This is a genomic window from Nocardioides islandensis (genome assembly GCF_015352455.1).
GTDB lineage: Bacteria > Actinomycetota > Actinomycetes > Propionibacteriales > Nocardioidaceae > Nocardioides > Nocardioides islandensis.
Map to the genome: position 1 here is coordinate 22,008 of NZ_JADKPN010000016.1, position 21,789 is coordinate 43,796.

The following is a 21,789-nucleotide window of genomic DNA, read 5'->3' on the forward strand; positions in this document are numbered from 1 at the left end:
CGTGGTGACATCTGTGCGTGCGCCGAGGCGTGCGACGGCGGGTTCGAACAACCGGCGACGCGGTCTCGCCGCCTTCGCCGCATTCCTCGCGGCGCTGGCAGGAGCGCTGACCGTGGTCACGGCACCACCGGCGACCGCGGTCGCCGACGCGCCGTGGACGGCGTCGGTGTTCGCCGGGGGCGGCTCGACGAGCGTCGTCTCCACCGGCGCGGCCACACCGGCCTCGATGACCTACAACTCCGACGGGTCCACGTCCGCGTCCTGGGACTTCACCACCAAGGCCACGGCTGCGAGCGCGGCCGGCCCGATCAAGGTCCCCTACACCTGGCAGGGCCTCCACGCGTGGTTCCAGGTCACCACCCGCCTCGACATGATCGTGAACGGCCAGGTCGTCAAGAACCTGCTCACCGACGGACCCGCGATCTGCTGCACCAGCCCGTCCAACGGCTTCATCTACGGCGGCACCGCCACATTCAACGACGGCACCACCGTCGACCTGGGCGCGGGTGACACCTACGGCTTCCGGATGAGCGGCAGCCACAACGACATCAACCGCCTCCTGCGCGGCACCCTGACGCTCACCACCAGGCCTTACCTGGACGCCACCGTCGGCACCGACAACCGTGACTGGTCGGGCGCGAAGACGCTGCCCACTGACGAGGTCAACCGGTCGCTGAACGAAGCCGGCGAGGCGCGCTGGTTCAAGTTCCCGGTCGTCCCCGGCGAGGACGTCACCGTCGAGCTAAGCGGGCTGACCAAGGACTACGACGTCGCGCTGTACGGCGACATCGGTGCCGCCTACAACGCTCTGAGCGGCGAGGGCGCAGCTGCGAGCAGCGGCACGTCGAGCACGGCCCTCGGCGACACGCAGGTGCCCGGATACCCCAAGACCGTCTCGACCATCCCGACCGCGCAGACCACGCAGAAGTTCGCGCCGCGGATCTATGCGCCGCGGATCTATGCGCCGCGGATCTATGCGCCGCGGATCTACGCGCCGCGGATCTACGCGCCCCGGATCTACGCGCCCCGGATCTACGCGCCGGACGCCTACGTGCCGGAGCTGGTGTCCGACTCGTCCTTCCAGGACGCCTACTCGGCTGCGCAGAACCAGACGCTGCTGGCCGTGTCCACGAACGTCAGCACCACCGACGAGGTGATCAACGCAGCCTCGGGCAACACCAACGGCTACTTCTACATCCGCGTCCAGGGCCACACCGACCAGGACTTCGCGGCGAGCACCCCGTTCACGATCACCGCCGAGGCCTCGGGCTCCGGCTGCACCTCACTGGACGACAAGGGCGGGCTCCAGCTGATCCCCAACGGCCTCAACCCGGGCGCAAACCCCACCACGTTGGTCGTCACCGACTCCTCTCGGACCAACTACGCCACCAATGACCTGGGTGAACGGATCAGCACCCCGCAGGCTCTCCTGGACAAGCTCGGCACCCTCGCCGGCAACCAGAACGGCCTGGTGGTCGACCTCAAGAACTCGCCGCGGGTCCAGGCCCTCTGGGGGCAGACCATCAACCAGAGCGACTGCCCGTACGCCGTGAACCTGGTGGCCGCGGCCGTCGACGAGATCATCGAGACCCTCCAGGGCGCCGGCACCAAGTACGTCGTGCTCGCCGGTGGCGACGACGTCGTGCCGTTCTTCCGGTACCCCGACGTGTCGGGCCTCGGCCAGGAGAGCCAGTTCGACCCGCCGATGCGTCCGGGCACGGCTTCCGACGGCAGCCTTAAGCGCGACCAGGTGCTCAGCCAGGACGCCTACGGCTCACAGACCGACGTGACCATCGCGGGCGTCTCGCTCCCCGTGCCGGAGCGTTCGGTCGGCCGGCTGGTGAAGACCGACCTGGAGATCGAGTCCACGATCGACAACTTCGTGACCGATGGCGGCAACCTGATCACGCCGACGTCCAGCCTGGTCACCGGCTACGACTTCCTCACCGACGCGGCCAACGCGGTCGACGAGCAGTTCACCCAGGCACTCGGGCCGGCTGCCCCAGCGGGTGCGGCCGACAGGCTGATCTCGGACAACAACGCCCCGAACGCTCCCGACTACCAGTGGGACGCCGACGCGCTCGAGGCCAAGCTGCTGGGCGGGTCGCATCACGACGTGGTGTTCCTGGCGGGCCACTTCAGCGCCAACGACGCCGAGGCCGCCGACTTCCACACGGCTCTGGACGCGAGTGCGCTGGCGCCCGACGGCCAGTACCCCGACCACCTGAAGAACACGCTCGTGCTGAGCGCGGGCTGCCACTCCGGCTACAACATCGTCGACAAGGACGGAGTCGTCCCGACCCAGACGGATCCCGGCACGAACACCTTCGACTGGACCCAGCGGATGGCCCAGCAGCACGCGCTGCTGATCGGCGGCACCGGCTACCAGTACGGCGACTCCGACTTCCTCGAGTACAGCGAGCGCCTCTACCTGGAGATCTCCAAGCGTCTGCACGACACGACCGGTGGCCCCATCGCCATCGGCAACGCGCTGGTGCTCGCCAAGCAGGACTACCTGTCCGGCCTGACCAACGTGACCGGGATCGACCAGAAGGCGCTGCTCCAGGCCACGCTCTACGGGCTGCCCATGACCGGGTTCGACGCTCCGGGCCGCACGTCCCTCGCCCCCGAGGACGGTGGCGTCAACCCGGACGACACCACGCGTGAGCCGGGCGCGACGCTCGGGCTGCGCGTGGCGGACCGTCTCTACAACACCGAGAGCCCCAAGCCGCGCCACCACAAGACGCTGGCCGACGGTACCGGCGGCACCGTCGACCTCACCTGGATCGAGGGCAAGGACGGTGTGGTCGTGCAGCCCGGCGCTCCCGCGATCCCCAAGCAGATCGAGGACGTGAGCGTCGATGGCGCCACCCTGCGCGGCGTCGGCTTCCGGAGTGGCAGCTATGACGACACGACAGGACTCTTCCCGCTCACCGGCGCCCCGGCGATCGAGGGGCCGACACCCAACTCGACCTTCGAGTCCGACTTCTTCTTCCCGCAGAGTCTGACGACCGCCAACTACTTCGGCACGTTGGGTGCGAGCGGGCGGACGTCGCTGATCCTGACGCCGGCCCAGTACCGCACCGACGCGGGCGCTGACATCGACCTGCCGACGGACACCGAGCGTGCCTACTCCGACATGGGCGTGCGGCTCTTCTACACCGGGTCCGACGACGCGGCGTCGCAAGCGGCGTCGCCGGCGATCGCGAACGTCCTCGGCACCTACTCCGGCACCGACGTGAGCTTCTCGGCCCAGGTGACGGGCGACCCGCTCGCCGGTGTCCAGCAGGTCTGGGTGACCTTCACTGACGGCCCGGACGGGCCCGACGGCGAGGGTCACGGGACGTGGGAGTCCTTCGACCTGACTCAGGATCCGAACGACTCCACGCGCTGGATCGGGACCACGTCCCTGAACGGGCGCTCGCCGGCCGACTTCAGGTTCCTCGTCCAGGCCGCGAACGGTGCCGGCGCGGTGTCCCTCGACACCGCCGCCGGGGACGGCTACCGCATCGGGACGACCACCGCTGCCGACGCGGCCTTCGTCGCGCTGCAGACGGGCGACGCGAACTCGCCGTACGGCGTCCGGGCCGTGGTCACCGACGGTGGCGGCAACAAGCTCGCCGACCGCACGGTGCACCTGACGGTCTCGGCCGGTGGTCAGGACGCGTACGACTACTACGACGTGACCGACACCAACGGTCGCGTCAGTCTGCGGGTGCCCACCGGCCAGTCCATCCCGTCGGGAGTGATCACGGTGACGGCGACGGTGCTCGGCGCGAGCGGTCAGGTCGTGGACACCGACACGTTGGTGCTCGACACGGCCAAGCTCACCTTGACCAACGGGGATCCAGCAGCGGGCAACCCGCTCGGCTTCAGCGTGCGGGCCACGGACCTCAGTGACACTGCCGTGGCCGGCCGGACGGTCCGCTTCACGGTGACGCGCAACGGCACCGAGCTGTACTCCCGCGACGTCACGACGGACGAGGACGGCGTGGCCGTGGCGCCGCTGAAGTCGGGCGTCACGACGGCTCCGGCGGGCGAGATCAGGATCGTCGCCCGGCTGCTGGACGTGTCGGGCGAGAACGTGCAGGACACGGTGTCGGCGACCAAGACCATCGCCGACGCGCCGGTCACCCTGTCCGCCGTCACGCCCGCCTACGCGGTCACCAGGGCAGGCCGGACCTACACGCTCGGCACTCCGCTGTCGGTGAAGGTCTCGGACCCGTACGGCGACGTTCCGTTCTACACGGTGACGTTCGGGTTCCCGACCGGGCCGGGCGTCGCCACGGCGACGTTCAAGACCTCGCCCACCGCGTCACCGGCGTCGTCGGTCAACGCCACGACCACCGCCTCGGGCGTCGCCACGGTGCCGGCGACCACGATCGTCACGGCGGGGACCCTCGTGGGTTCCTTCAACCTGACGATCACGGCCACGGGTGACTCCAGCACGATCCCGTTCGCGGCGCAGTACCTCCTGAGCCCCTACGGTGCTCCGGTCGACGGTGCCACCGTCGACACGAGCACCGGAGCGACGGTGCCTCTCAAGACCACTGCGGTGCTGGCCGACGACACGCAGCTGTCCGACGCGTTGTCCGCCCAGCTGGTGCCGACCCGCGTCCAGCTCCGCTACCGGGAGCAGGGCACGTCGCTGTGGAAGCTGTCCACGATCCCGATCGTCTACGACAGCAAGAAGCACTTCTTCCAGGTGGACCTGAAGCCCTCGTCGCTCAGCATGTCCAAGGGCAAGAAGTACGACGTGGAGTTCAGGGTCCTGGCGCTGGCACCCAAGCCGAGTGGTGACGAGCTGCAGCTCAACTTCGACCTAGGTCGGCGGAGGGTCGTCATCAACGTCACGAAGTAGCCTCCAGCGCGGCCAGCATGGACTCGGGTCCGAGGTCGCGGAGGGTGTAGCCGCCCGGGTAGGTCGCCGGGCGGTGGCGGTACGGCGTCCGGCGGGGGCGGGCCAGGTGCCGCAGGTACCTGGCCCGCAGACGTAGTGCACCGCGTAGAGCGCGCACGAACCATGCGGGCTGACGCGGCATGCCCAGGACCTGGCGCAGGGGCTCGTCCATCAGGGCGATGGCGATGGGCCGGGTCAGGGGGCCGGCCGGGTACCGGGCGGTGGCCCGTCCGATGCGGATGGTCGCCTCGGCCAGGCGGGTGCTGGCCGGCGTGTGCGCGAAGTGCTCGGCCTCGTACTCACGCAGCAGCCGGTGGTACCCGTCGTAGGTGGTGGGCAGGCCCTTGAGCCCCATCAGCTCGCCGAACCGGGTGGTGATGCGAGCGACGGCGACGAGCTCATGGGGATGCAGCTCACGCCAGCCGAACTGCCGGATCCACTCGACCGGGCCGACGATCGTGGTCGCCAGCACGTAGTGGAACTCGTCCTCGGGGATGTCGTAGTGACCGTGGATCCGGTTGAGCCGGCGCAGCGCGGCGTGCGAGCGCTGACTGTCGATGCCGTCCAAGGTTGCCTCGTCGCCGATGAGCAGCGTGTCGTCGTACCTCTTCACGCCGTGTCGCTCGAACTCGCCGGTGCGGTCGAGCAGCGCCGCGATCGACGGGATGCCGTAGTCGCGCAGGAACGCGATGCCCGTGCCCTGCTGGTAGTCCCACGGGAAGTCGTGCCGGCTGGTCAGCCGCAGGATCTCGTCGGCGTCTGCCTGCGGGTCGAGCGCCTCGATCCGACGGAGGTTGTCGAAGCGACCTCTCCTGTTCAGCTGACCCACTCCTTGAGCTGGCCGACGGTGGCGGCCGGGTCGTCGCTCGCTGGCTGGACGATCAGGTTCGTCACGCCGGCGTCGGCGTACGCCGCGATGCGCTCCTTCACGTACGACGCCGGCCCGACGAGGTTGGTCGCCTCGAGCCACTCCAGCGGGACCTTGGCCTCCGCGTCGCGCTTGTTGCCGCCCAGGTAGAGGTCCTGGATCTCGGTGGCCTCCTTCTCGTAGCCGTACTGGCAGGCGAGGTCGTTGTAGAAGTTCTTCCCCTTGGCGCCCATGCCGCCGACGTACAGCGCGAAGAAGGGTCGCGCGAAGTCCAGCAGTGCCTTGGTCTCCGGGCCCTCGCCGATCGCGACCATGCCGCCGGCCGCGATCTCCAGCGGGCCCAGGCCCTCCTCCCGCTTGGCGTTGCCGGCGGCGAGCGCGTCGCCCCACACCATGTGCGCCTTCTCGGGGTGGAAGAGGAACGGCAGCCAGCCGTCGGCGTACTCGGCCGTGGCCTCGACGTTCTTCGGACCGAGCGAGGCGATCCAGATCGGGACGCTCGGACGCTCGGGCCTGGTGAGCAGCTTCAGCGGCTTGCCGAGGCCGGTGCCCTGCCCCTCCGGGAGCGGCAGCGTGAAGATGCCGTCGTGCCGCAACGTCTCGCGGCGCAGCCCACGGCGGACCAGGTCGACGATCTCGCGGGTCCGGGCGAGGGGCCTGTCGTACGGCACCCCGTGGAAGCCCTCGATCACCTGCGGGCCGCTGGCCCCGAGGCCGAGGATGGCCCGGCCCTGGCTGACGTGGTCGAGCCCGGCGGCGGTCTGCAGGATCGCGCTGGGTGTGCGCGAGTAGATGTTGATGATCGCCGAGCCGATCTCGACGATCTCGGTCTTGGCGGCGAGGTACCCCATCAGCGTGGGGGAGTCGAAGCCGTACGCCTCCGGCACCCACACGGTGTCCAGTCCCGCCTTCTCCAGCTGCACGACCTGGTCGGCGGTCTCCCGAGGGTTGCCGGCGTACATCAGCTGGGTCGAGATCTTCACGTCCTCGACTGTGACAGAGCCACTGTCACGGTCGCAAGGCGCGTGCGGCCAGCCGAATCGAGGACGCGGGTCCCCTTCGGGGGACCTCAGCTCGCGGCGGCGGCGGCCGGCTGCCGGGCCGGTTCCCGGTGGTCGTGGTGCAGGGTCACGTCGACGCCGCTGATGCTGCCGCGGATCGACCGCATGGCGGGCCGCTCGACGACGAACCAGCTGGCAGCCGCGAACAGCCCGGTGCCGATGGCGGCCGTGACCATGTTGGCGAACGGCGTGACACCGAGGCCCAGCAGCACGACCAGCTGCTGGACGGGGAAGGCGTAGACGTACGCGCCGTACGACAGGTCGTTGCGGCGGATCCAGGCCGGGGACGGCAGCACCTGGCCGAGCCACAGCAGCACGATCGCCAGCAGCGGGGCGGCGGCCTGGCCGCCCCAGGCCTCCCGCCACAGGACGGCGCCGACGAAGACGCCGGCCGCGGGGAGGGCGACGTACCAGTGCAGCGGGATGGCGTCGCGCAGCAGCCACACCACCGAGCCGCCGAGGAAGAAGGGCAGCAGCGGCGTCAGGAAGATGACGTCGAGGTGGCCGCCGAAGTAGGTCTGGATCCACTCGGGGTGCGCGAGGAACACGACGCTGCCGACGAACACGGGCGCGAGGAGCAGTGGCCGGCGCCGCATGAACGGCAGGGCGAGCAGCGTGCCCACGATCAGGTAGCACATGAACTCGTAGTAGAGGGTCCACAGCGAGCCGTTCCAGATCCCGGGGAACGGCGCGTCGCTCAGCGTGCCGGCGACGGTGCCGCCGAACACCTTGAGCGTTAGGTTGTTGACGACGTAGTTGAGCGGCCAGTCGGACGTGGTGAGGTAGCCGCCCAGGCCGTGGTGCTGCTTCGCGTAGGCGATCGGCGCGAAGACGGTGATCGTGACGACCAGGCAGGCCAGGAAACCCGGGTAGATGCGGGCGATGCGGCGGACCAGGTAGGACCCGAACGGCGAGCCCACGCGGCTGCCGGTGATCAGGAACCCGCTGAGGGCGAAGAACCCGTACACCGCCCACGTGCCGAGGGTCTTCCCCTGCCAGGTCGGCTCGTCGCCGTGCCCGGTGATGGCGTACGCGTGCGAGACCAGCACCATCAGCGCCAGGACGAGCCGGACCAGGTTGAGGCTGTTGTCGCGACGCTCCGGCACCGCGCGATTCTCGGTCGTCATGTGTCCTCGTCCCACGTCCCGGGCTCGGTCGGGACGCGCCACCCTAACCGCATCGGCGCCGGGTCGCGGAACCCGCGGGTGCGTCACCCGAGGGGGGTGCCCAGCCCCTCGACGACCTCGGCTCCCGGCAGGTCGGCGAGCGCGTCGCCGGGCAGGATGATCTTCGAGCGCCGGTACCCGGAGCCGATCATCGCCGCGGGCTGCGCGAGCACCGCGGCGTCGACGAACACCCGCCAGGCCGCAGGGAGGCCGACCGGCGTGATGCCGCCGTACTCCATCCCGGACTCCTCGACGGCCCGGTCCATCGGGAGGAACGACGCCTTGCGTACGTCGAGCCGCTTGCGCGCCGCGTTGTTGACGTCCGCGCGGGTGTCGGCGGTGACGACGCAGGCGGCGATGCGCTCCTCGCCGCCCCTGCTGCCGGAGATGAGCACGCAGTTCGCGCTGGCCTCGAGCGGGAGACCGTAGGCCTCGGTGAGCGCGGCCGTGTCGGCCAGGTCGGGGTCGATCTCCACGACGGCGACCTCGTCGGCCCGCGACCAGCCGCGGAGTGCGTCGGCCACGGGCGGCGGCACCAGGTGCAGGTGCTGCAGCGCAGGTAGGGAGGTCAGGCCGTCGAAGCCGGGCAAGTTCACAGATGGGGCCATGTGGCCCATCCTGGCCTGCGGCCGCAGCGGCCCGGGAGAATGGGCCCGTGTACGTCCCGCGCTTCAACGCCCTCGAGGGCGTGCCCGAGATCCAGGCCCTGGTCAGCGCCGTCGGCTCGGCGCAGCTGGTCACGACCGGCCCGGACGGCTACCCGCTGGCGTCGTTCCTCCCGGTGATCTGGGAGCCCGCCGGCAGTGACACAGGTGGCCGGCTGGTCATGCACATGGCCAGGGCCAACCAGCACTGGAAGGCGATCGAGCCCGGTACGCCGTGCCTCGCGGTCGTCACCGGGCCGGAGGCGTACGTCTCGCCGGCGTGGTACGCCGCCAAGGCCGAGCACGGCAAGGTCGTGCCGACCTGGAACTACTCCGCCGTCCACTTCACCGGACGGGTCACCGTGCAGCACGACCCGGAGTGGCTGCTGGAGGCGGTCAGCTGGCTGACCGACCTCCACGAGGCGCGTCGCGAGCAGGGCGGGCACGAGGGGTGGTCGGTGTCGGATGCGCCGGAGAAGTACGTCACCGGCCAGCTGCGCGCGATCGTGGGCATCGAGGTCGAGGTCGAGCGGGTCGAGGCCAAGGCCAAGCTGAGCCAGAACCGGTCCGAGGACGACCGGGCCGGGGTCGTCGCGGGGCTGCGGGGCGAGTACGCCGGCGGCGTACGCGGCGAGGCCCAGGTCGCCGACCGGATGGCCGAGGACCTGGGCCTCGATCTGGGTGGTTGAGGGGCGAAGGCCGCGAGGCCTGAGCCTCGACATGGGTGGTTGAGGTGCGAAGGCCGCCAGGCCTGAGCCTCGAAACCACTACGCCTCCGGCATCAGGATCCAGGCGACGACGTAGGCCACGACCAGCGAGCCGAAGCCGAAGATCGCGCCGAGGACCGCGAGCACGCGGACCAGGGCGACGTCGAGGCCGAGGTAGTCGGCGACGCCGGCGCACACGCCGCCGAGCATCGCGTCGTCGGGGTTGCGGGTGAGCCGGCGGGTGCCGGTGGAGGTGGTGCTCATCGGTCGTGCTCCTTCGTGTCGATGGGGTCTGCGGGATCTGCGGGATCTGCGGGATCTGCGGGATCGGCCGGGTCCGCGGGGTCGGCGGGGTCGGCGGGGTCGGCCGGGTCGGCCGGGTCGGCCGGGTCGGCCGGGTCGGCCGGCTCCGGCGGGGCGACGGTCGAGGTCGACTGCCGGACGTTCACCTCGCGCTCGGCGCGGGCGAGCTTCTCGTCCAGGTCGTCGACGGCCGGGCGGGGCTCCTCGTGGCCGACCCAGCCGCGCTCGTGGGCCGAGTACGCCGCCTCGCGCCAGTCGTCGGTGTCGTGGTGCCGGCGGGTGGTCGCGATCAGTCCGGCGACGCCGGCCAGCACCCACGGGACGGGCAGCAGCCAGCGGATGTCGTCGCCGGTCACCGCGTCGGCCTCGACCAGGATCCAGACGAGGACGATGCCGAGGAACGCGATGCCCATCACGAGGTGGCCCACGTTGATCGGGTGGCGGCCGCTGCGCTTGACCGGGTTCTCCGGCCGGGTGTCGATGGTGCTCATGGTGGTCTCCTAGACGTTCGGCTGGGTGCTCAGCGGGTGCGGACGTCGATGTGGCCGACGTCGACCTGGAGGTCGAGGGTGATCGACGGGACGTCTTCGCCGCCGTCGTGGCGCTGGGTGTCGGTGGTGTCGATGCCGCCGCTGTCGTTGCCGAACAGGGTGGTGCCACCAGGACCGTCGACGGCGCCGGTGACCTCGACGTCCATGTCCGCCGGCACCACCACGTCGAGCTCACCGACGTTGACGGTCATGTGGATGGTGCGGCCGTCGAGCTCGTCGGGGTCGCTCACCTCGGTCAGGTCGAGGACGTACTGGCCGACGTCGTAGGTGTAGCTGTCCTTCACCTCGGTCGAGGAGCTCGGCACGACCTCGACCCGGTCACCGTCCCACTTCTCCGACGCCAGGCCGAGCCCGGTCGCGGAGGCGGCGAGCAGCCCGACGAGGATCAGCCCGCCGGCCCGACCGAAGAACGACCCGATCACGAGCATCACGCCGACGACGGCCACGACGACCGCGGGGTACAGGGAGCCGGGCACCGGGGCGCCTGACACGTCCACGACGCCGACCACACCGACGGCCAGGGTCGCCAGCGCCATGGTGAACCAGAACAGCTTCGGGCCGCGCTTGCGCGGGTTGCGCGGTGCGGGCGCGACGTACCGGATGGGCTGCACGGGGGGCGGCGGCGCCGGCTCGTCGGCACGGTCGTACGCCGGGGCCTGCTGGTAGGCCGCCGGGCCGGCCCAGCGCTGCTCGGGCGTGACGGCGTTCGGGCCGGCACCCGGGGGCGGGGCGGCGGGCGCGGCAGGAGCGGTGGGCGCCTGCGCTGCCGTGGCAGTCGTCTCGTTCCGGCGGGACATGAAGAGCCAGACGACCAGGCCGACCAGGATCAGCGGGCCGGGCACCCAGAACCAGTCCCACTGCCCGACGAGCAGGGCGGCGCCCAGGATGCCGGCCAGGATCAGCGCGACGCTGCGGCTGCGGTCGTCCAGGCCCAGCGGCTGCCGCTGCTCGCCGTCCTCGGGGAGCAGGATCCAGCCCGCGGCGTACATCACCAGGCCGGCGCCGCCGAACAGGCTCAGCACCACGAACGCCACCCGCACCACGAGCGGGTCGATGTCGAGGTGGCGGGCGATGCCGCCGGCGACACCGCCGAGCTTGCGGTCCACGGTGATCCGGCGCAGCCGGCCCAGGTCACGGACCTGGTCGAGGGTGACGCGGGGGCCGGTGCCCATCGGCGCCGGCTGGTCGGTCGGCCAGGTGGGGCCGGGGGCGTCCTGTCCGGTGGAGGATGCGCCGGGGCCGGCGGGAGGCGGAGTGCTGGTCATGGCACCAACTCTGCGGCCTCGCGGCGCTCCGGACCATCGGGGACGCCCCTGATCCGACCCTCGCCGGGACCGGCCGTCGGATGGGGGTGCGTCAGGGTGTCCTCAGGGTCTCTCCTCATGGTTCGGGCCCCACCCACCTGCGACGATGGACGCACGATGAGCACCACGCCGACCTACTCGCCCGCAGCCGCGGCACCCGAGGCGCCACCGCGCTTCTACTTCCGCCGCGCGACCCGTGACACCCAGGACCGGGTCATCGGCGGCGTCGCCTCCGGCCTCGCGGCGCACCTGGACGTGCCCGTCCTGTGGGTGCGGGTGGCGTTCGTGGTGGCGACCGCCCTGGGCGGTGCGGGCGTGGCGATGTACGCCGGCCTCTGGATGGTGCTGCCGACCGACGAACGGTTCGCCGAGTCGGCCCCGGGGCTCGAGAGCGCGACCCGCCGCGGGGCGCGGCCGCGCCGGGTACGTCGCCTGGTCGACGCCGGCCCGGCGATCGCGCTCGGCGCGCTGGGGTTCGGCGTCATCTTGCTGCTGCAGAGCCTGCTCGGGGCGGGTGCCTGGTTCTGGCCGCTGCTGATCGCCGCCGTCGGCATCGGCCTGCTGTGGCGACAGGCCGACGAGGCGCAGCGCGAGCGCTGGCTGGACTCGACCGGCCGGGTCGACCCGGTGCGCATCATCTTCGGCACCGGCACGTGGCAGTCGGTCGTGCGCGTGGCCGCGGGCCTGGTGCTGATCATCGTCGCGGTCGGCGTCTTCGCCCTGCGCGAGGGCCAGATCGGCGACATCTACAGCGTGATGCTGGCCGCCGCGGTCGGCGTGCTCGGGCTCGGCATCACCATCGGCCCGTGGATCTACCGGCTGGCCGGCGACCTGACCGCGGAGCGCGCCGAGCGCGTGCGCACCCAGGAGCGCGCGGACATGGCCGCCCACCTGCACGACTCGGTGCTCCAGACGCTCGCGCTGATCCAGAAGAACTCCCACGACTCCGCGCTCGTCGCCCGGCTGGCCCGGTCGCAGGAGCGCGACCTCCGGTCCTGGCTGTTCGAGGGGGACAGCAAGGACTCCGACACCCTCGCCGGCGCCATGCGCACGGCCGCCGCGGAGGTCGAGGACTCCCACGGCGTGGACGTGGACGTCGTGGTCGTCGGCGACTGCGCGTTCACCGAGCCGCTGCGGGCGATCGTCAACGCGACCCGGGAGGCGCTGGTGAACGCCGCCAAGCACGCCGGCACCGGCAAGGTCGACCTGTACGTCGAGGTCTCGCCGTCCGCGGTCGAGGCCTTCGTCCGGGACCGCGGGGTGGGCTTCGACCCCGCCGACGTGCCCGAGGACAGGATGGGCGTGCGCGGCAGCATCGTGGACCGGATGGACCGCCACGGCGGCACGGCCGAGGTCCGGTCGACCCGTGGCGAGGGCACGGAGGTGCGGCTGCGCCTGCCCCGCCCCCAAGGATCCAGCAACGAGGAGAACCATGGCTGACAGCTCAGCGGACAGGGTCCGGGTCGTGATCGTCGACGACCACGCGATGTTCCGGGTCGGCGTGAAGGCCGAGCTCGGCGACGCCGTGGACGTGGTCGGCGAGGGGTACGACGTCGACAGCGCCGTTGCCGCGATCGAGCAGCAGCAGCCCGCGGTCGTGCTGCTCGACGTACACCTCCCCGGCGGCGGTGGCGTCGAGGTCATCCGCCGCTCGCAGGCTCCGGACACGAGGTACCTCGCGCTGTCGGTGTCCGACGCCGCCGAGGACGTGATCGGCACCATCCGCGGCGGCGCGCGCGGGTACGTCACCAAGACGATCACCGGCCCCGAGCTGGTCGACGCGATCAAGCGCGTCCAGCTGGGCGACGCGGTGTTCTCGCCGCGGCTGGCCGGGTTCGTGCTGGACGCCTTCGCGGGCTCGATCGAGGTGGCGTCGGTCGACGAGGACCTCGACCGGCTCTCCGAGCGGGAGCGGGAGGTGATGCGGCTGATCGCCCGTGGGTACGCCTACAAGGAGGTCGCCAAGGAGCTCTTCATCTCCATCAAGACCGTCGAGACCCACATGTCCTCGGTGCTGCGCAAGCTGCAGCTCTCCTCGCGCCACGAGCTGACGAAGTGGGCGTCGGACCGCAGATTGCTGTGATCGTCCCGCCCCGAGCTTGCGAGGGGCGGAAATGGCGATCAGGTTGAGGAGCGTCCACCAAGACCCGAGCTTGCGAGGGGCTGGGTTGCGCGTCTCGAAACATCAGCGGGACTAGCCTCGCGACATGGACGTCGCCCACGTGGTGCTTCTGGTGCTGCACGTCGTGGGGATCGTGGCCCTGCTGGCGGGGATCCTGGTCCAGGTACGCCGCCCCGAGAGGCGCGTCAACGGCCTGATGCGCGACGGCATCGGCATGGCGTTCGTGGCCGGCCTCTTCCTGGTCGGCGTGCTCGAGGCTGGCGACGACCAGGTCGACCACACGAAGATCGCGGTGAAGTTCGGCATCGGCCTGGTCATCCTGGTCCTGGTGATGGCCAACCTCCGCAAGCCCCGCATCCCCGACGGCCTCTACTGGGGTCTGCTCGTCCTCACCCTCGCCAACGTCGGCGTCGCGGTGCTCGTCTGAATGGTGGTCGAGCCGCCGCGAGGGACGAGCGGCGTGTCGAGACCACGGTCACCTCACCGGGTCTCGACACGGGCTCGCTGGCGCTCGCCCGGCTCGACCAGCATGAGGAGACCACGGTCACCTCACCGGGTCTCGACACGGGCTCGCTGGCGCTCGCCCGGCTCGACCAGCATGAGTCGTGGGGGTGGCGGGACGTAGGGTTGGAGCAGCATGACCGAGGCCTTGTCGCTCCCTGAGCTCGAGAACGCCGGCGTCCCCGAGGAGGCGACGCAGCGGCGGCGTCCGCCCACCAGGGACGAGCTGCTGGAGGGGCTCAACGAGCCGCAGCGGGCGGCCGTCGTGCACGCCGGGGCGCCGCTGCTCGTGGTGGCCGGAGCGGGGTCCGGCAAGACCCGCGTGCTGACCCGGCGGATCGCCTGGCTGATCACCGAGCGCAAGGCGCACCCCGGCTCCATCCTGGCGATCACCTTCACCAACAAGGCCGCGGCCGAGATGAAGGAGCGGGTCGAGGCGCTGGTCGGCAAGCGCGCGCGGATCATGTGGGTGAGCACGTTCCACTCCGCGTGCGTGCGGATCCTGCGCAAGGAGATCGACAAGCTGGGCTACAAGTCGAGCTTCTCGATCTACGACGCCGCCGACTCCAAGCGGCTGATGACCCTCGTCCTCAAGGACCTCGACCTCGACCCGAAGCGCTACCAGCCGGGCGCCGTCCTGCACTGGATCAGCAACCACAAGAACGAGCTCCGCGACGCCGACGACGCCGCCAAGGACACCCGCAACAAGTTCGAGGAGTCGATGGCGGCGGCGTACACGCTGTACCAGCGCCGCCTCAAGGAGGCGCACGCCCTCGACTTCGACGACCTCATCATGTTCACCGTCCACCTGTTCCAGCAGTTCCCGGACGTCCGCGAGACCTACCGCCGCCGGTTCCGTCACGTGCTCGTCGACGAGTACCAGGACACCAACCACGCGCAGTACGCCCTCATCCACCAGCTGTGCGCGGACCAGATGGAGGAGACGTCGTACGACGGGTCGTTGCCGCCCGAGGAGACCCCGGACCGCGTGCCTCCCGCCGAGCTGATGGTCGTCGGCGACGCCGACCAGTCGATCTACGCCTTCCGCGGCGCGAACATCCGCAACATCCTCGACTTCGAGCAGGACTTCCCGAACGCCACCTCGATCATGCTCGAGCAGAACTACCGCTCGACGCAGACCATCCTGAACGCCGCCAACGCCGTGATCGGCCACAACCAGGGCCGCAAGCCCAAGCGGTTGTGGTCGGATGCGGGCGACGGTGCGCGGATCACCGGGTACGTCGCCGACGACGAGCACGACGAGGCACGGTTCGTCTCCGAGGAGATCGACCGGCTCACCGACGAGAAGGCCGCGCGGCCCGCCGACGTGGCCGTCTTCTACCGGACCAACGCCCAGTCCCGTGTGTTCGAGGAGGTGTTCATCCGCGTCGGGCTGCCCTACAAGGTGGTCGGCGGGGTGCGCTTCTACGAGCGGCGCGAGGTCCGCGACGCGCTCGCCTACCTGCGGATGCTGGTCAACCCGGCCGACCAGGTCTCGCTGCGGCGGATCCTCAACACCCCCAAGCGCGGCATCGGCGACCGTGCGGTCGAGTGCGTGCAGTCGTACGCCGACCGCGAGCGGATCACCTTCTGGGAGGGCCTCGAGCTCGCGGACAAGGCACCGGGGCTGGCCACCCGTTCGCTGACCAACATCCAGGCCTTCGTCGACATGGTCCACGAGCTCCAGTCGATGGTGGACGCCGGCGAGCGGCCCGACGTGATCCTCGAGTCGGTGCTCGCGCGCTCGGGGTACCTCGAGGAGCTCGAAGCCTCCGACGACCCCCAGGACGCCACCCGCGTCGAGAACCTCGCCGAGCTCGTCGCCGTCGCCCGCGAGTTCTCCGACGACCCGCAGGCCGGCCCGTCCGCCGACCCGGCCGACGTCGACGCCGGGCTCGTCGCGCCCGGCCTGACCGACTTCCTGGAGCGGGTCGCGCTGGTTGCGGACGCGGACCAGATCCCCGACAACGACGGGGACGACGGCGGCGTCGTCACCCTGATGACGCTGCACACCGCGAAGGGGCTCGAGTTCCCGGTCGTCTTCCTCACCGGCCTCGAGGACGGCGTCTTCCCGCACTCCCGCTCGCTCGGCGACCAGCCGGAGCTGGAGGAGGAGCGCCGGCTGGCGTACGTCGGCGTGACCCGCGCCCAGCAGCGGCTCTACGTCTCCCGGGCGCTGATGCGCTCGGCCTGGGGTGCTCCCGCGCACAACCCCGGGTCGAGGTTCCTCAACGAGCTGCCCGTCGACCTGGTCGACTGGAAGCGCACCGAGGCCGCCCAGACCATGTGGGACCGCCCGGACTTCTCCGGCGGTGTCAGCCGTGGCCTCGCGTCGCCGACGGCCGCGGGCCGGCGCAACTTCTCGTCGGCGGCCGCGCGCGCCGACGCCGCCTCGAAGGCCAAGCCCGCTCGCGACATCCCGTCGCTGGAGCCCGGCGACCGGGTCACCCACGACTCCTTCGGCCTCGGCACCGTCGTGGCGCTGGAGGGGGTGGCCGACAAGGCCGTCGCCTCGATCGACTTCGGGTCGGAGGGCGTCAAGCGGCTGCTGCTGAGGTATGCGCCGGTCCAGAAGCTCTAGCGGTGGTCGCGGCTGCCTTGCCACTCGCCGGGTTTCGACGCGCTCGCGTCACCTCGCAGGCTCGGTGACGGTCGCTTGCTCAACCTCCCTCCGGTTGAGCCGATCAGCTCGCTTCGCGTCGCTGATCAGCTCACGGAGTGACACCGTGCACGACGAACGCGGGGTACGGGTCGACCGGGTCGCCACCGCCGGGGCGGACCTCGACGTGGAGGTGCGGGCCGGTCACGTGGCCGGTGGAGCCGATGTACCCGATCAGCTGGCCCGCGGTGACTGTCTCACCGGAGCTGACGACGAACGAGGTCTGGTGGCAGTACCAGAGCTCGGTGCCGTCCGCGAGCGTCTCCACGGTCTTGTTGCCGTAGGAGCCGTCGTAGGAGGCCGAGCTGATCGTGCCGTTCGCGATCGCGTAGATGGGCGTGCCACTGGGTGCGGCGAAGTCGAGACCGGTGTGGAAGCTCGACCACAAGCCGTAGTCGCCGAACCGCGCGGTCAGGTGGTAGCCGACGACCGGCAGGTGCCAGAGGTTCAGCTTGAGGTAGGCCGCTCGCTTGTCGGCGGCCCCCTCGACCTTGGTCCGCGCCGTGGTCACCTGCTCGAGCTGCGCCTCGGCGGCGGCCTCCAGCTCGGCGTCGGGGGAGTCGGTCTGGTCGCGGCGCGAGGCGCGGCTCACGATCGGACCGCGTACGCCGGGGGCCCGGCTCGAGGCCACGGCGCCTGCGCCGGTCAGCGCGCTGGCCTGCATGATCTTGGTCGCGGACGGGGCGTCGGCGCCGACCAGCGACGGGTCGGCCGCGCTGACCGCGCCACCGGCCGAGATCGCCAGGGCGGCGACCCCGAGCAGGATCGGCGCGGACGGGAGGCCCCGGAACAGCGACTTGCGGGGCGCGCAGCGGCGGCCGGTGGCCGTGCGCGCGGCCACGGAGGGCGCCTGCTCGACGGTGCGCTCGACGAGCACCGGAGCGGGGGTCGTGGCCCGTCGGGCCGGCTTCTCAGCCACCCGCTTCCCGGCGGCACGTTTGCCGGCCGGGGAGGAGGGGTACGACGACGATGGAGGGGTCTCCGACTGGCGACCGCGCGAGGCGCGCGTGTCAGCACGGTGGTGACCCATTCGGCGAAGGCTCCGTGATCAGGGGATGGGGGAGACGAGCCACGACTGTAACGGATCGGTCACGGCCTCCGAAATCCTGTCCCCAGGATGGGCCGTGGTGCCGGTCACGCACGCGGGGGACGCCTCGTGGGGCGCCCCTCCGGCCGGCGGGTAGCCTGCGCCCATGACCACGACTCAGACCGGGACGGGCACCGGCCGGCTGCGCATCGTGGTCGGCAAGCCCGGGCTCGACGGTCACGACCGCGGCGCGAAGATCGTGGCCCGAGCACTGCGGGACGCCGGCTACGAGGTGATCTACACGGGTCTGCACCAGACGCCGGAGCAGATCGTGGAGACCGCGATCCAGGAGGACGCCGACCTCGTCGGCCTGTCCGTGCTCTCCGGGGCGCACATGACGCTGTTCCGCACCCTCCTCGACCTGCTGGCCGAGCGCGACGCCACCGACATCGCGGTCTTCGGCGGCGGGATCATCCCGGAGGAGGACATCCCGGTGCTGGAGGAGATGGGGGTGCGCAAGGTGTTCACCCCCGGCGCGTCCACCTCCGAGATCACCGGGTGGGTGGCGGAGTACGCCGCCGGCCAGCCGACCGGCTGACGCCGGACACCGGGCAAGACCCGTCTCGTGCCACGCCGAAAGCCGGGACTAGGGTGCCTGGCGTGGACCTGATGGAGTACCAGGCAAAAGAGCTGTTCGCCAAGCACGGCGTCACCACCACCCTCGGCATCGTGGTCACCACGCCCGAGGAGGCCCGCGCGGCCGCCGAGGAGCTCGGCTTCTGCGTGGTCAAGGCGCAGGTCAAGGCGGGCGGTCGCGGCAAGGCCGGTGGCGTGAAGCTGGCCAAGACCCCGGACGAGGCCTTCGAGCACGCCTCGAACATCCTCGGCATGGAGATCAAGGGGCTGCGGGTCAACCGCGTGCTGATCACCCCGGCGACGCCGCCGCAGGAGGAGTACTACTTCTCCTTCCTGCTGGACCGTGCGAACCGGCGGTACCTCTGCATCGCCTCCGTCGAGGGCGGCGTCGAGATCGAGGAGGTCGCCAAGACCAACCCCGACGCCGTCAAGCAGATCCCGATCAACCCCGGCACCGGCGTGGACGCCGAGAAGGCTCGTGAGATCGCGACCGAGGCCAAGTTCCCCGAGGCCGTCTTCGAGCAGGCCGTCACCATGATCGAGGCGCTCTACCGGGTCTTCACCGAGGAGGACGCCACGCTGGTCGAGGTGAACCCGCTGGCTCGGCTCGAGGGCGACAAGCTCGAGGCGCTCGACGGCAAGGTCTCCCTCGACGACAACGCGTCCGAGGTCCGCCACCCTGACCACGAGCAGTTCGTGATCAAGGACGAGACCGACCCGCTCGAGGCCAAGGCGAAGGAGAAGGGCCTCAACTACGTCAAGCTCGACGGCCAGGTCGGCATCATCGGCAACGGCGCCGGGCTCGTCATGTCCACCCTCGACGTCGTGGCGTACGCAGGCGAGGCGCACGGCGGCGTGAAGCCGGCCAACTTCCTCGACATCGGCGGCGGCGCCAACGCGCAGGTGATGGCCGACGGTCTCGACGTGATCCTCCACGACGCGCAGGTCAAGAGCGTGTTCGTCAACGTCTTCGGCGGCATCACCGCCTGCGACGAGGTGGCCAACGGCATCAAGGGTGCGCTGGAGATCCTCGGCGACGAGGCGAGCAAGCCGCTCGTGGTCCGGCTCGACGGCAACAACGTCGCCGAGGGCCGCCGGATCCTCGACGAGCTGGACCACCCCCTGGTCACCCAGGTGCCGACCATGGACGGCGCGGCCGACAAGGCCGCCGAGCTTGCCCAGAAATAAGCAGAGCGGCGCTGAGGAGCGAGACAGATGTCGATCTACCTGAACAAGGACTCCAAGATCATCGTCCAGGGCATGACGGGCGGGATGGGCTCCAAGCACACCACCTTGATGCTCGACGCCGGCTCGAACATCGTCGGCGGCGTCAACGCCCGCAAGGCCGGGACGACGGTCGAGCTCGGTGGCCAGGAGCTGCCGGTGTTCGGCTCGGTCAAGGAGGCCATGACCGAGACCGGCGCCGACGTGTCGGTCGTCTTCGTGCCGCCGGCGTTCACCAAGGACGCGTGCGTCGAGGCCATCGACGCCGGCATCGGCCTGCTCGTGGTCATCACCGAGGGCGTGCCCGTGCAGGACACCGCCGAGGTCTGGGCGTACCTCGACGGCCCGACGAATCTTGGGGGGACTCGGATGATCGGCCCGAACTGCCCGGGCATCATCACGCCCGGCGAGTCGCTGGCCGGCATCACGCCGCACACCATCGCCGGCAAGGGCCCGGTCGGGCTGGTCTCGAAGTCCGGCACGCTGACCTACCAGATGATGTACGAGCTCAAGGACCACGGCTTCACCACAGCCATCGGCATCGGCGGCGACCCGATCATCGGCACCACCCACATCGACGCCCTCGCGGCGTTCGAGGCGGACCCCGAGACCAAGGCGATCGTGATGATCGGCGAGATCGGCGGCGACGCGGAGGAGCGCGCGGCGGCGTACATCAAGGACCACGTGACGAAGCCGGTCGTCGGGTACGTCGCCGGCTTCACCGCCCCCGAGGGCAAGACCATGGGTCACGCCGGCGCCATCGTGTCGGGCTCGTCCGGCACGGCGCAGGCCAAGAAGGAAGCCCTCGAGGCCGTCGGCGTGAAGGTCGGCAAGACGCCGTCCGAGACCGCCGCGCTGATGCGGGAGATCCTCAGCTCGTAATGCTGGTCGAGCCGCGAGGCCGGCCACGGCCGAGCGTGTCGAGACCCAAACCCCCGTCACCGGGTCTCGACACGGGCTCGCTGGCGCTCGCCCGGCTCGACCAACATGTGGCCGTTATGGACGCGCCTCGTACACGAGGTTGAACGGCGTCTCGGCGACCCGGCGGAACCGGGTGAAGCCGGCGTCGGTGACGACCTGGCGGATGGCGGCCTCGCCGGCCTGGGCGCCGAGGGCGTACCCGCCGGACTGCGACATCGCGTTGGGCACGCAGAGGAACGTCGAGAAGCTGTAGAACACCCGGCCGACGGGGTTCAGGTTCGACTCGACGGTGTCGCCGGCGGCGGGCTCGACGATCATCCACGTACCGTCCGCGGCGAGGGCGCGACGTACGTGCTGCGCCGCTCCCAGCGGGTCACCCATGTCGTGCAGGCAGTCGAACGTCGTCACGAAGTCGAGCCCGGACCCCTGGAGCTCCTGGGCGCTGGCCACGTCGAAGCGCACCCGGTCCCCGACGCCGGCGTCCTCGGCCCGCTCGCGGGCGGCCTCGATGGAGCCGGTGTGGTAGTCGGAGCCGACGAACGTGCTGTTCGGGAACGCGTCGGCCATCAGCAGCGTGGAGGCGCCGTGGCCGCAGCCGAGGTCGGCCACCCGGGCGCCGCTCTCGAGCTTGGCCTGCACGCCGTCGAGCGCCGGGATCCACTCGGTCAGGAGGTGCATCAGGTACCCCGGCCGGAAGAACCGCTCGCACCCGGTGAAGACGTCGTCGTCGTGCTGCCCCCAGCCGTACCCGGCCCCGGTGCGGAACGCCTCCTCGATGTGGTGCTGCGCCTTCAACGCGCCGAGCGCGAGCTCGTAGGCGCCGGGCAGGAACACCGGGCCGGCGGGGTCGGTCAGCGCGAAGGCCTGCTCGGGGGTCATGGAGTACGTCGCGCTGCCCGCGTCGTACTGGATGTAGCCGCCCGCGGCCTGTCCGCGCAGCCACTCGTCGACGTAGCGCGGGTCGGTGTCGGTGGCCGCGGCGAGCGACCGGGCGTCGCCGGGCTGCTGCGCGAGCGCACGGTAGAGGCCGAGCCGCTCGCCGAGCAGCACGTTGCCGGCGGAGATGGTGGCGCCGAGGTCGCCGACGAACTTGCCGACGAACTCCATCAGCGTGTCCATGTCGACGGCGGGGGCGGCGGGCTTCTCTTCCACGGTGGTCATGTCTGGGTCTCCCTGAGGCAGGCATCCCGGGTGG

The 21,789-nt window shown here is 70.9% G+C and carries 18 protein-coding genes; 9 read left to right on the forward strand and 9 right to left on the reverse strand.

Features of this window, described 5'->3' with window-relative positions:
* The first annotated feature begins 112 nt into the window (after positions 1 to 112).
* Positions 113 to 4,861: an Ig-like domain-containing protein gene (locus ISU07_RS20460; protein ID WP_194708694.1), complete on the forward strand. Its 4,749-nt coding sequence runs from the start codon at positions 113 to 115 to the stop codon at positions 4,859 to 4,861.
* Here the strand turns inward: ISU07_RS20460 and ISU07_RS20465 are convergent.
* From ISU07_RS20465 to ISU07_RS20480, 4 genes are all read right to left on the reverse strand, one after another.
* Entirely contained in the window at positions 4,851 to 5,729 is an 879-nt protein-coding gene (locus ISU07_RS20465) for an oxygenase MpaB family protein (RefSeq protein WP_228522306.1), read from the reverse strand. The genes ISU07_RS20460 and ISU07_RS20465 overlap by 11 nt on opposite strands.
* Positions 5,717 to 6,751: an LLM class F420-dependent oxidoreductase gene (locus ISU07_RS20470; protein ID WP_194708695.1), complete on the reverse strand. Its 1,035-nt coding sequence runs from the start codon at positions 6,749 to 6,751 to the stop codon at positions 5,717 to 5,719. The genes ISU07_RS20465 and ISU07_RS20470 overlap by 13 nt, the downstream gene beginning before the upstream one ends.
* An 86-nt stretch (positions 6,752 to 6,837) precedes the next feature.
* Entirely contained in the window at positions 6,838 to 7,956 is a 1,119-nt protein-coding gene (locus ISU07_RS20475; RefSeq protein WP_194708696.1) for an acyltransferase family protein, read from the reverse strand.
* Between the two features lie 83 nt (positions 7,957 to 8,039).
* Entirely contained in the window at positions 8,040 to 8,612 is a 573-nt protein-coding gene (locus ISU07_RS20480; protein WP_407671470.1) for a YbaK/EbsC family protein, read from the reverse strand.
* Between the two features lie 38 nt (positions 8,613 to 8,650).
* Here ISU07_RS20480 and ISU07_RS20485 point away from each other — a divergent pair, with 38 nt between their 5' ends.
* Positions 8,651 to 9,328: an FMN-binding negative transcriptional regulator gene (locus ISU07_RS20485; protein ID WP_194708698.1), complete on the forward strand. Its 678-nt coding sequence runs from the start codon at positions 8,651 to 8,653 to the stop codon at positions 9,326 to 9,328.
* Positions 9,329 to 9,406: 78 nt separating this feature from the next.
* On the opposite strand, the gene ISU07_RS20490 is transcribed toward ISU07_RS20485, so the two are convergent.
* The 3 genes from ISU07_RS20490 to ISU07_RS20500 are packed head-to-tail and all read right to left on the reverse strand — an operon-like array spanning position 9,407 to position 11,465.
* Positions 9,407 to 9,610, reverse strand: a complete 204-nt coding sequence (locus ISU07_RS20490; protein WP_194708699.1) for a PspC domain-containing protein — start codon at positions 9,608 to 9,610, stop codon at positions 9,407 to 9,409.
* Complete coding sequence (locus ISU07_RS20495) at positions 9,607 to 10,140, reverse strand: hypothetical protein (RefSeq protein ID WP_194708700.1); 534 nt, start codon at positions 10,138 to 10,140, stop codon at positions 9,607 to 9,609. The genes ISU07_RS20490 and ISU07_RS20495 overlap by 4 nt, the downstream gene beginning before the upstream one ends.
* Before the next feature lie 29 nt (positions 10,141 to 10,169).
* Positions 10,170 to 11,465 (reverse strand): PspC domain-containing protein, encoded by a 1,296-nt coding sequence (locus tag ISU07_RS20500; protein ID WP_194708701.1) that lies wholly within the window; start codon positions 11,463 to 11,465, stop codon positions 10,170 to 10,172.
* Between the two features lie 156 nt (positions 11,466 to 11,621).
* On the opposite strand from ISU07_RS20500, the gene ISU07_RS20505 reads away from it, so the two are divergent.
* The 4 genes from ISU07_RS20505 (at position 11,622) to pcrA (ending at position 16,708) form a co-directional block, all read left to right on the forward strand.
* Positions 11,622 to 12,944: an ATP-binding protein gene (locus ISU07_RS20505; protein WP_194708702.1), complete on the forward strand. Its 1,323-nt coding sequence runs from the start codon at positions 11,622 to 11,624 to the stop codon at positions 12,942 to 12,944.
* Positions 12,937 to 13,587 carry a LuxR C-terminal-related transcriptional regulator gene (locus ISU07_RS20510; RefSeq protein WP_194708703.1) on the forward strand — a complete coding sequence of 217 codons (651 nt, stop codon included), beginning with the start codon at positions 12,937 to 12,939 and terminating at the stop codon, positions 13,585 to 13,587. Before ISU07_RS20505 ends, ISU07_RS20510 begins: the two co-directional genes overlap by 8 nt.
* A 124-nt stretch (positions 13,588 to 13,711) precedes the next feature.
* A complete protein-coding gene (locus ISU07_RS20515) occupies positions 13,712 to 14,053 on the forward strand; it encodes a hypothetical protein (protein ID WP_194708704.1) in 342 nt (113 codons plus the stop codon).
* A 210-nt stretch (positions 14,054 to 14,263) separates the two neighbouring features.
* Positions 14,264 to 16,708, forward strand: a complete 2,445-nt coding sequence (pcrA, locus tag ISU07_RS20520; RefSeq protein WP_194708705.1) for a DNA helicase PcrA — start codon at positions 14,264 to 14,266, stop codon at positions 16,706 to 16,708.
* A 130-nt stretch (positions 16,709 to 16,838) separates the two neighbouring features.
* Here pcrA and ISU07_RS20525 read toward each other — a convergent pair whose 3' ends face one another.
* On the reverse strand, positions 16,839 to 17,705 hold the full coding sequence (locus tag ISU07_RS20525; RefSeq protein WP_194708706.1) for a M23 family metallopeptidase: 867 nt from the start codon (positions 17,703 to 17,705) through the stop codon (positions 16,839 to 16,841).
* A gap of 274 nt (positions 17,706 to 17,979) precedes the next feature.
* Here ISU07_RS20525 and ISU07_RS20530 point away from each other — a divergent pair, with 274 nt between their 5' ends.
* From ISU07_RS20530 to sucD, 3 genes are all read left to right on the forward strand, one after another.
* Complete coding sequence (locus tag ISU07_RS20530) at positions 17,980 to 18,411, forward strand: cobalamin B12-binding domain-containing protein (protein ID WP_194708707.1); 432 nt, start codon at positions 17,980 to 17,982, stop codon at positions 18,409 to 18,411.
* Between the two features lie 62 nt (positions 18,412 to 18,473).
* Positions 18,474 to 19,637: an ADP-forming succinate--CoA ligase subunit beta gene (gene sucC, locus ISU07_RS20535; protein WP_194708708.1), complete on the forward strand. Its 1,164-nt coding sequence runs from the start codon at positions 18,474 to 18,476 to the stop codon at positions 19,635 to 19,637.
* 27 nt (positions 19,638 to 19,664) lie between these two features.
* Positions 19,665 to 20,555: a succinate--CoA ligase subunit alpha gene (gene sucD / locus ISU07_RS20540; RefSeq protein WP_194708709.1), complete on the forward strand. Its 891-nt coding sequence runs from the start codon at positions 19,665 to 19,667 to the stop codon at positions 20,553 to 20,555.
* Positions 20,556 to 20,669: 114 nt separating this feature from the next.
* Here sucD and ISU07_RS20545 read toward each other — a convergent pair whose 3' ends face one another.
* Positions 20,670 to 21,755: a class I SAM-dependent methyltransferase gene (locus ISU07_RS20545; protein WP_228522307.1), complete on the reverse strand. Its 1,086-nt coding sequence runs from the start codon at positions 21,753 to 21,755 to the stop codon at positions 20,670 to 20,672.
* Positions 21,756 to 21,789: the final 34 nt, after the last annotated feature.

Bases quoted from the DNA above. Each gene is read 5' to 3' on its own strand.
- ISU07_RS20475 (WP_194708696.1), bottom strand. From the start codon at position 7,956: ATGACGACCGAGAATCGCGCGGTGCCGGAGCGTCGCGACAACAGCCTC.
- ISU07_RS20480 (WP_407671470.1), bottom strand. From the start codon at position 8,612: ATGGGCCACATGGCCCCATCTGTGAACTTGCCCGGCTTCGACGGCCTG.
- ISU07_RS20490 (WP_194708699.1), bottom strand. From the start codon at position 9,610: ATGAGCACCACCTCCACCGGCACCCGCCGGCTCACCCGCAACCCCGAC.
- ISU07_RS20495 (WP_194708700.1), bottom strand. From the start codon at position 10,140: ATGAGCACCATCGACACCCGGCCGGAGAACCCGGTCAAGCGCAGCGGC.
- ISU07_RS20500 (WP_194708701.1), bottom strand. From the start codon at position 11,465: ATGACCAGCACTCCGCCTCCCGCCGGCCCCGGCGCATCCTCCACCGGA.
- ISU07_RS20505 (WP_194708702.1), top strand. From the start codon at position 11,622: ATGAGCACCACGCCGACCTACTCGCCCGCAGCCGCGGCACCCGAGGCG.
- ISU07_RS20510 (WP_194708703.1), top strand. From the start codon at position 12,937: ATGGCTGACAGCTCAGCGGACAGGGTCCGGGTCGTGATCGTCGACGAC.
- ISU07_RS20515 (WP_194708704.1), top strand. From the start codon at position 13,712: ATGGACGTCGCCCACGTGGTGCTTCTGGTGCTGCACGTCGTGGGGATC.
- pcrA (WP_194708705.1), top strand. From the start codon at position 14,264: ATGACCGAGGCCTTGTCGCTCCCTGAGCTCGAGAACGCCGGCGTCCCC.
- ISU07_RS20530 (WP_194708707.1), top strand. From the start codon at position 17,980: ATGACCACGACTCAGACCGGGACGGGCACCGGCCGGCTGCGCATCGTG.
- sucD (WP_194708709.1), top strand. From the start codon at position 19,665: ATGTCGATCTACCTGAACAAGGACTCCAAGATCATCGTCCAGGGCATG.
- ISU07_RS20545 (WP_228522307.1), bottom strand. From the start codon at position 21,755: ATGACCACCGTGGAAGAGAAGCCCGCCGCCCCCGCCGTCGACATGGAC.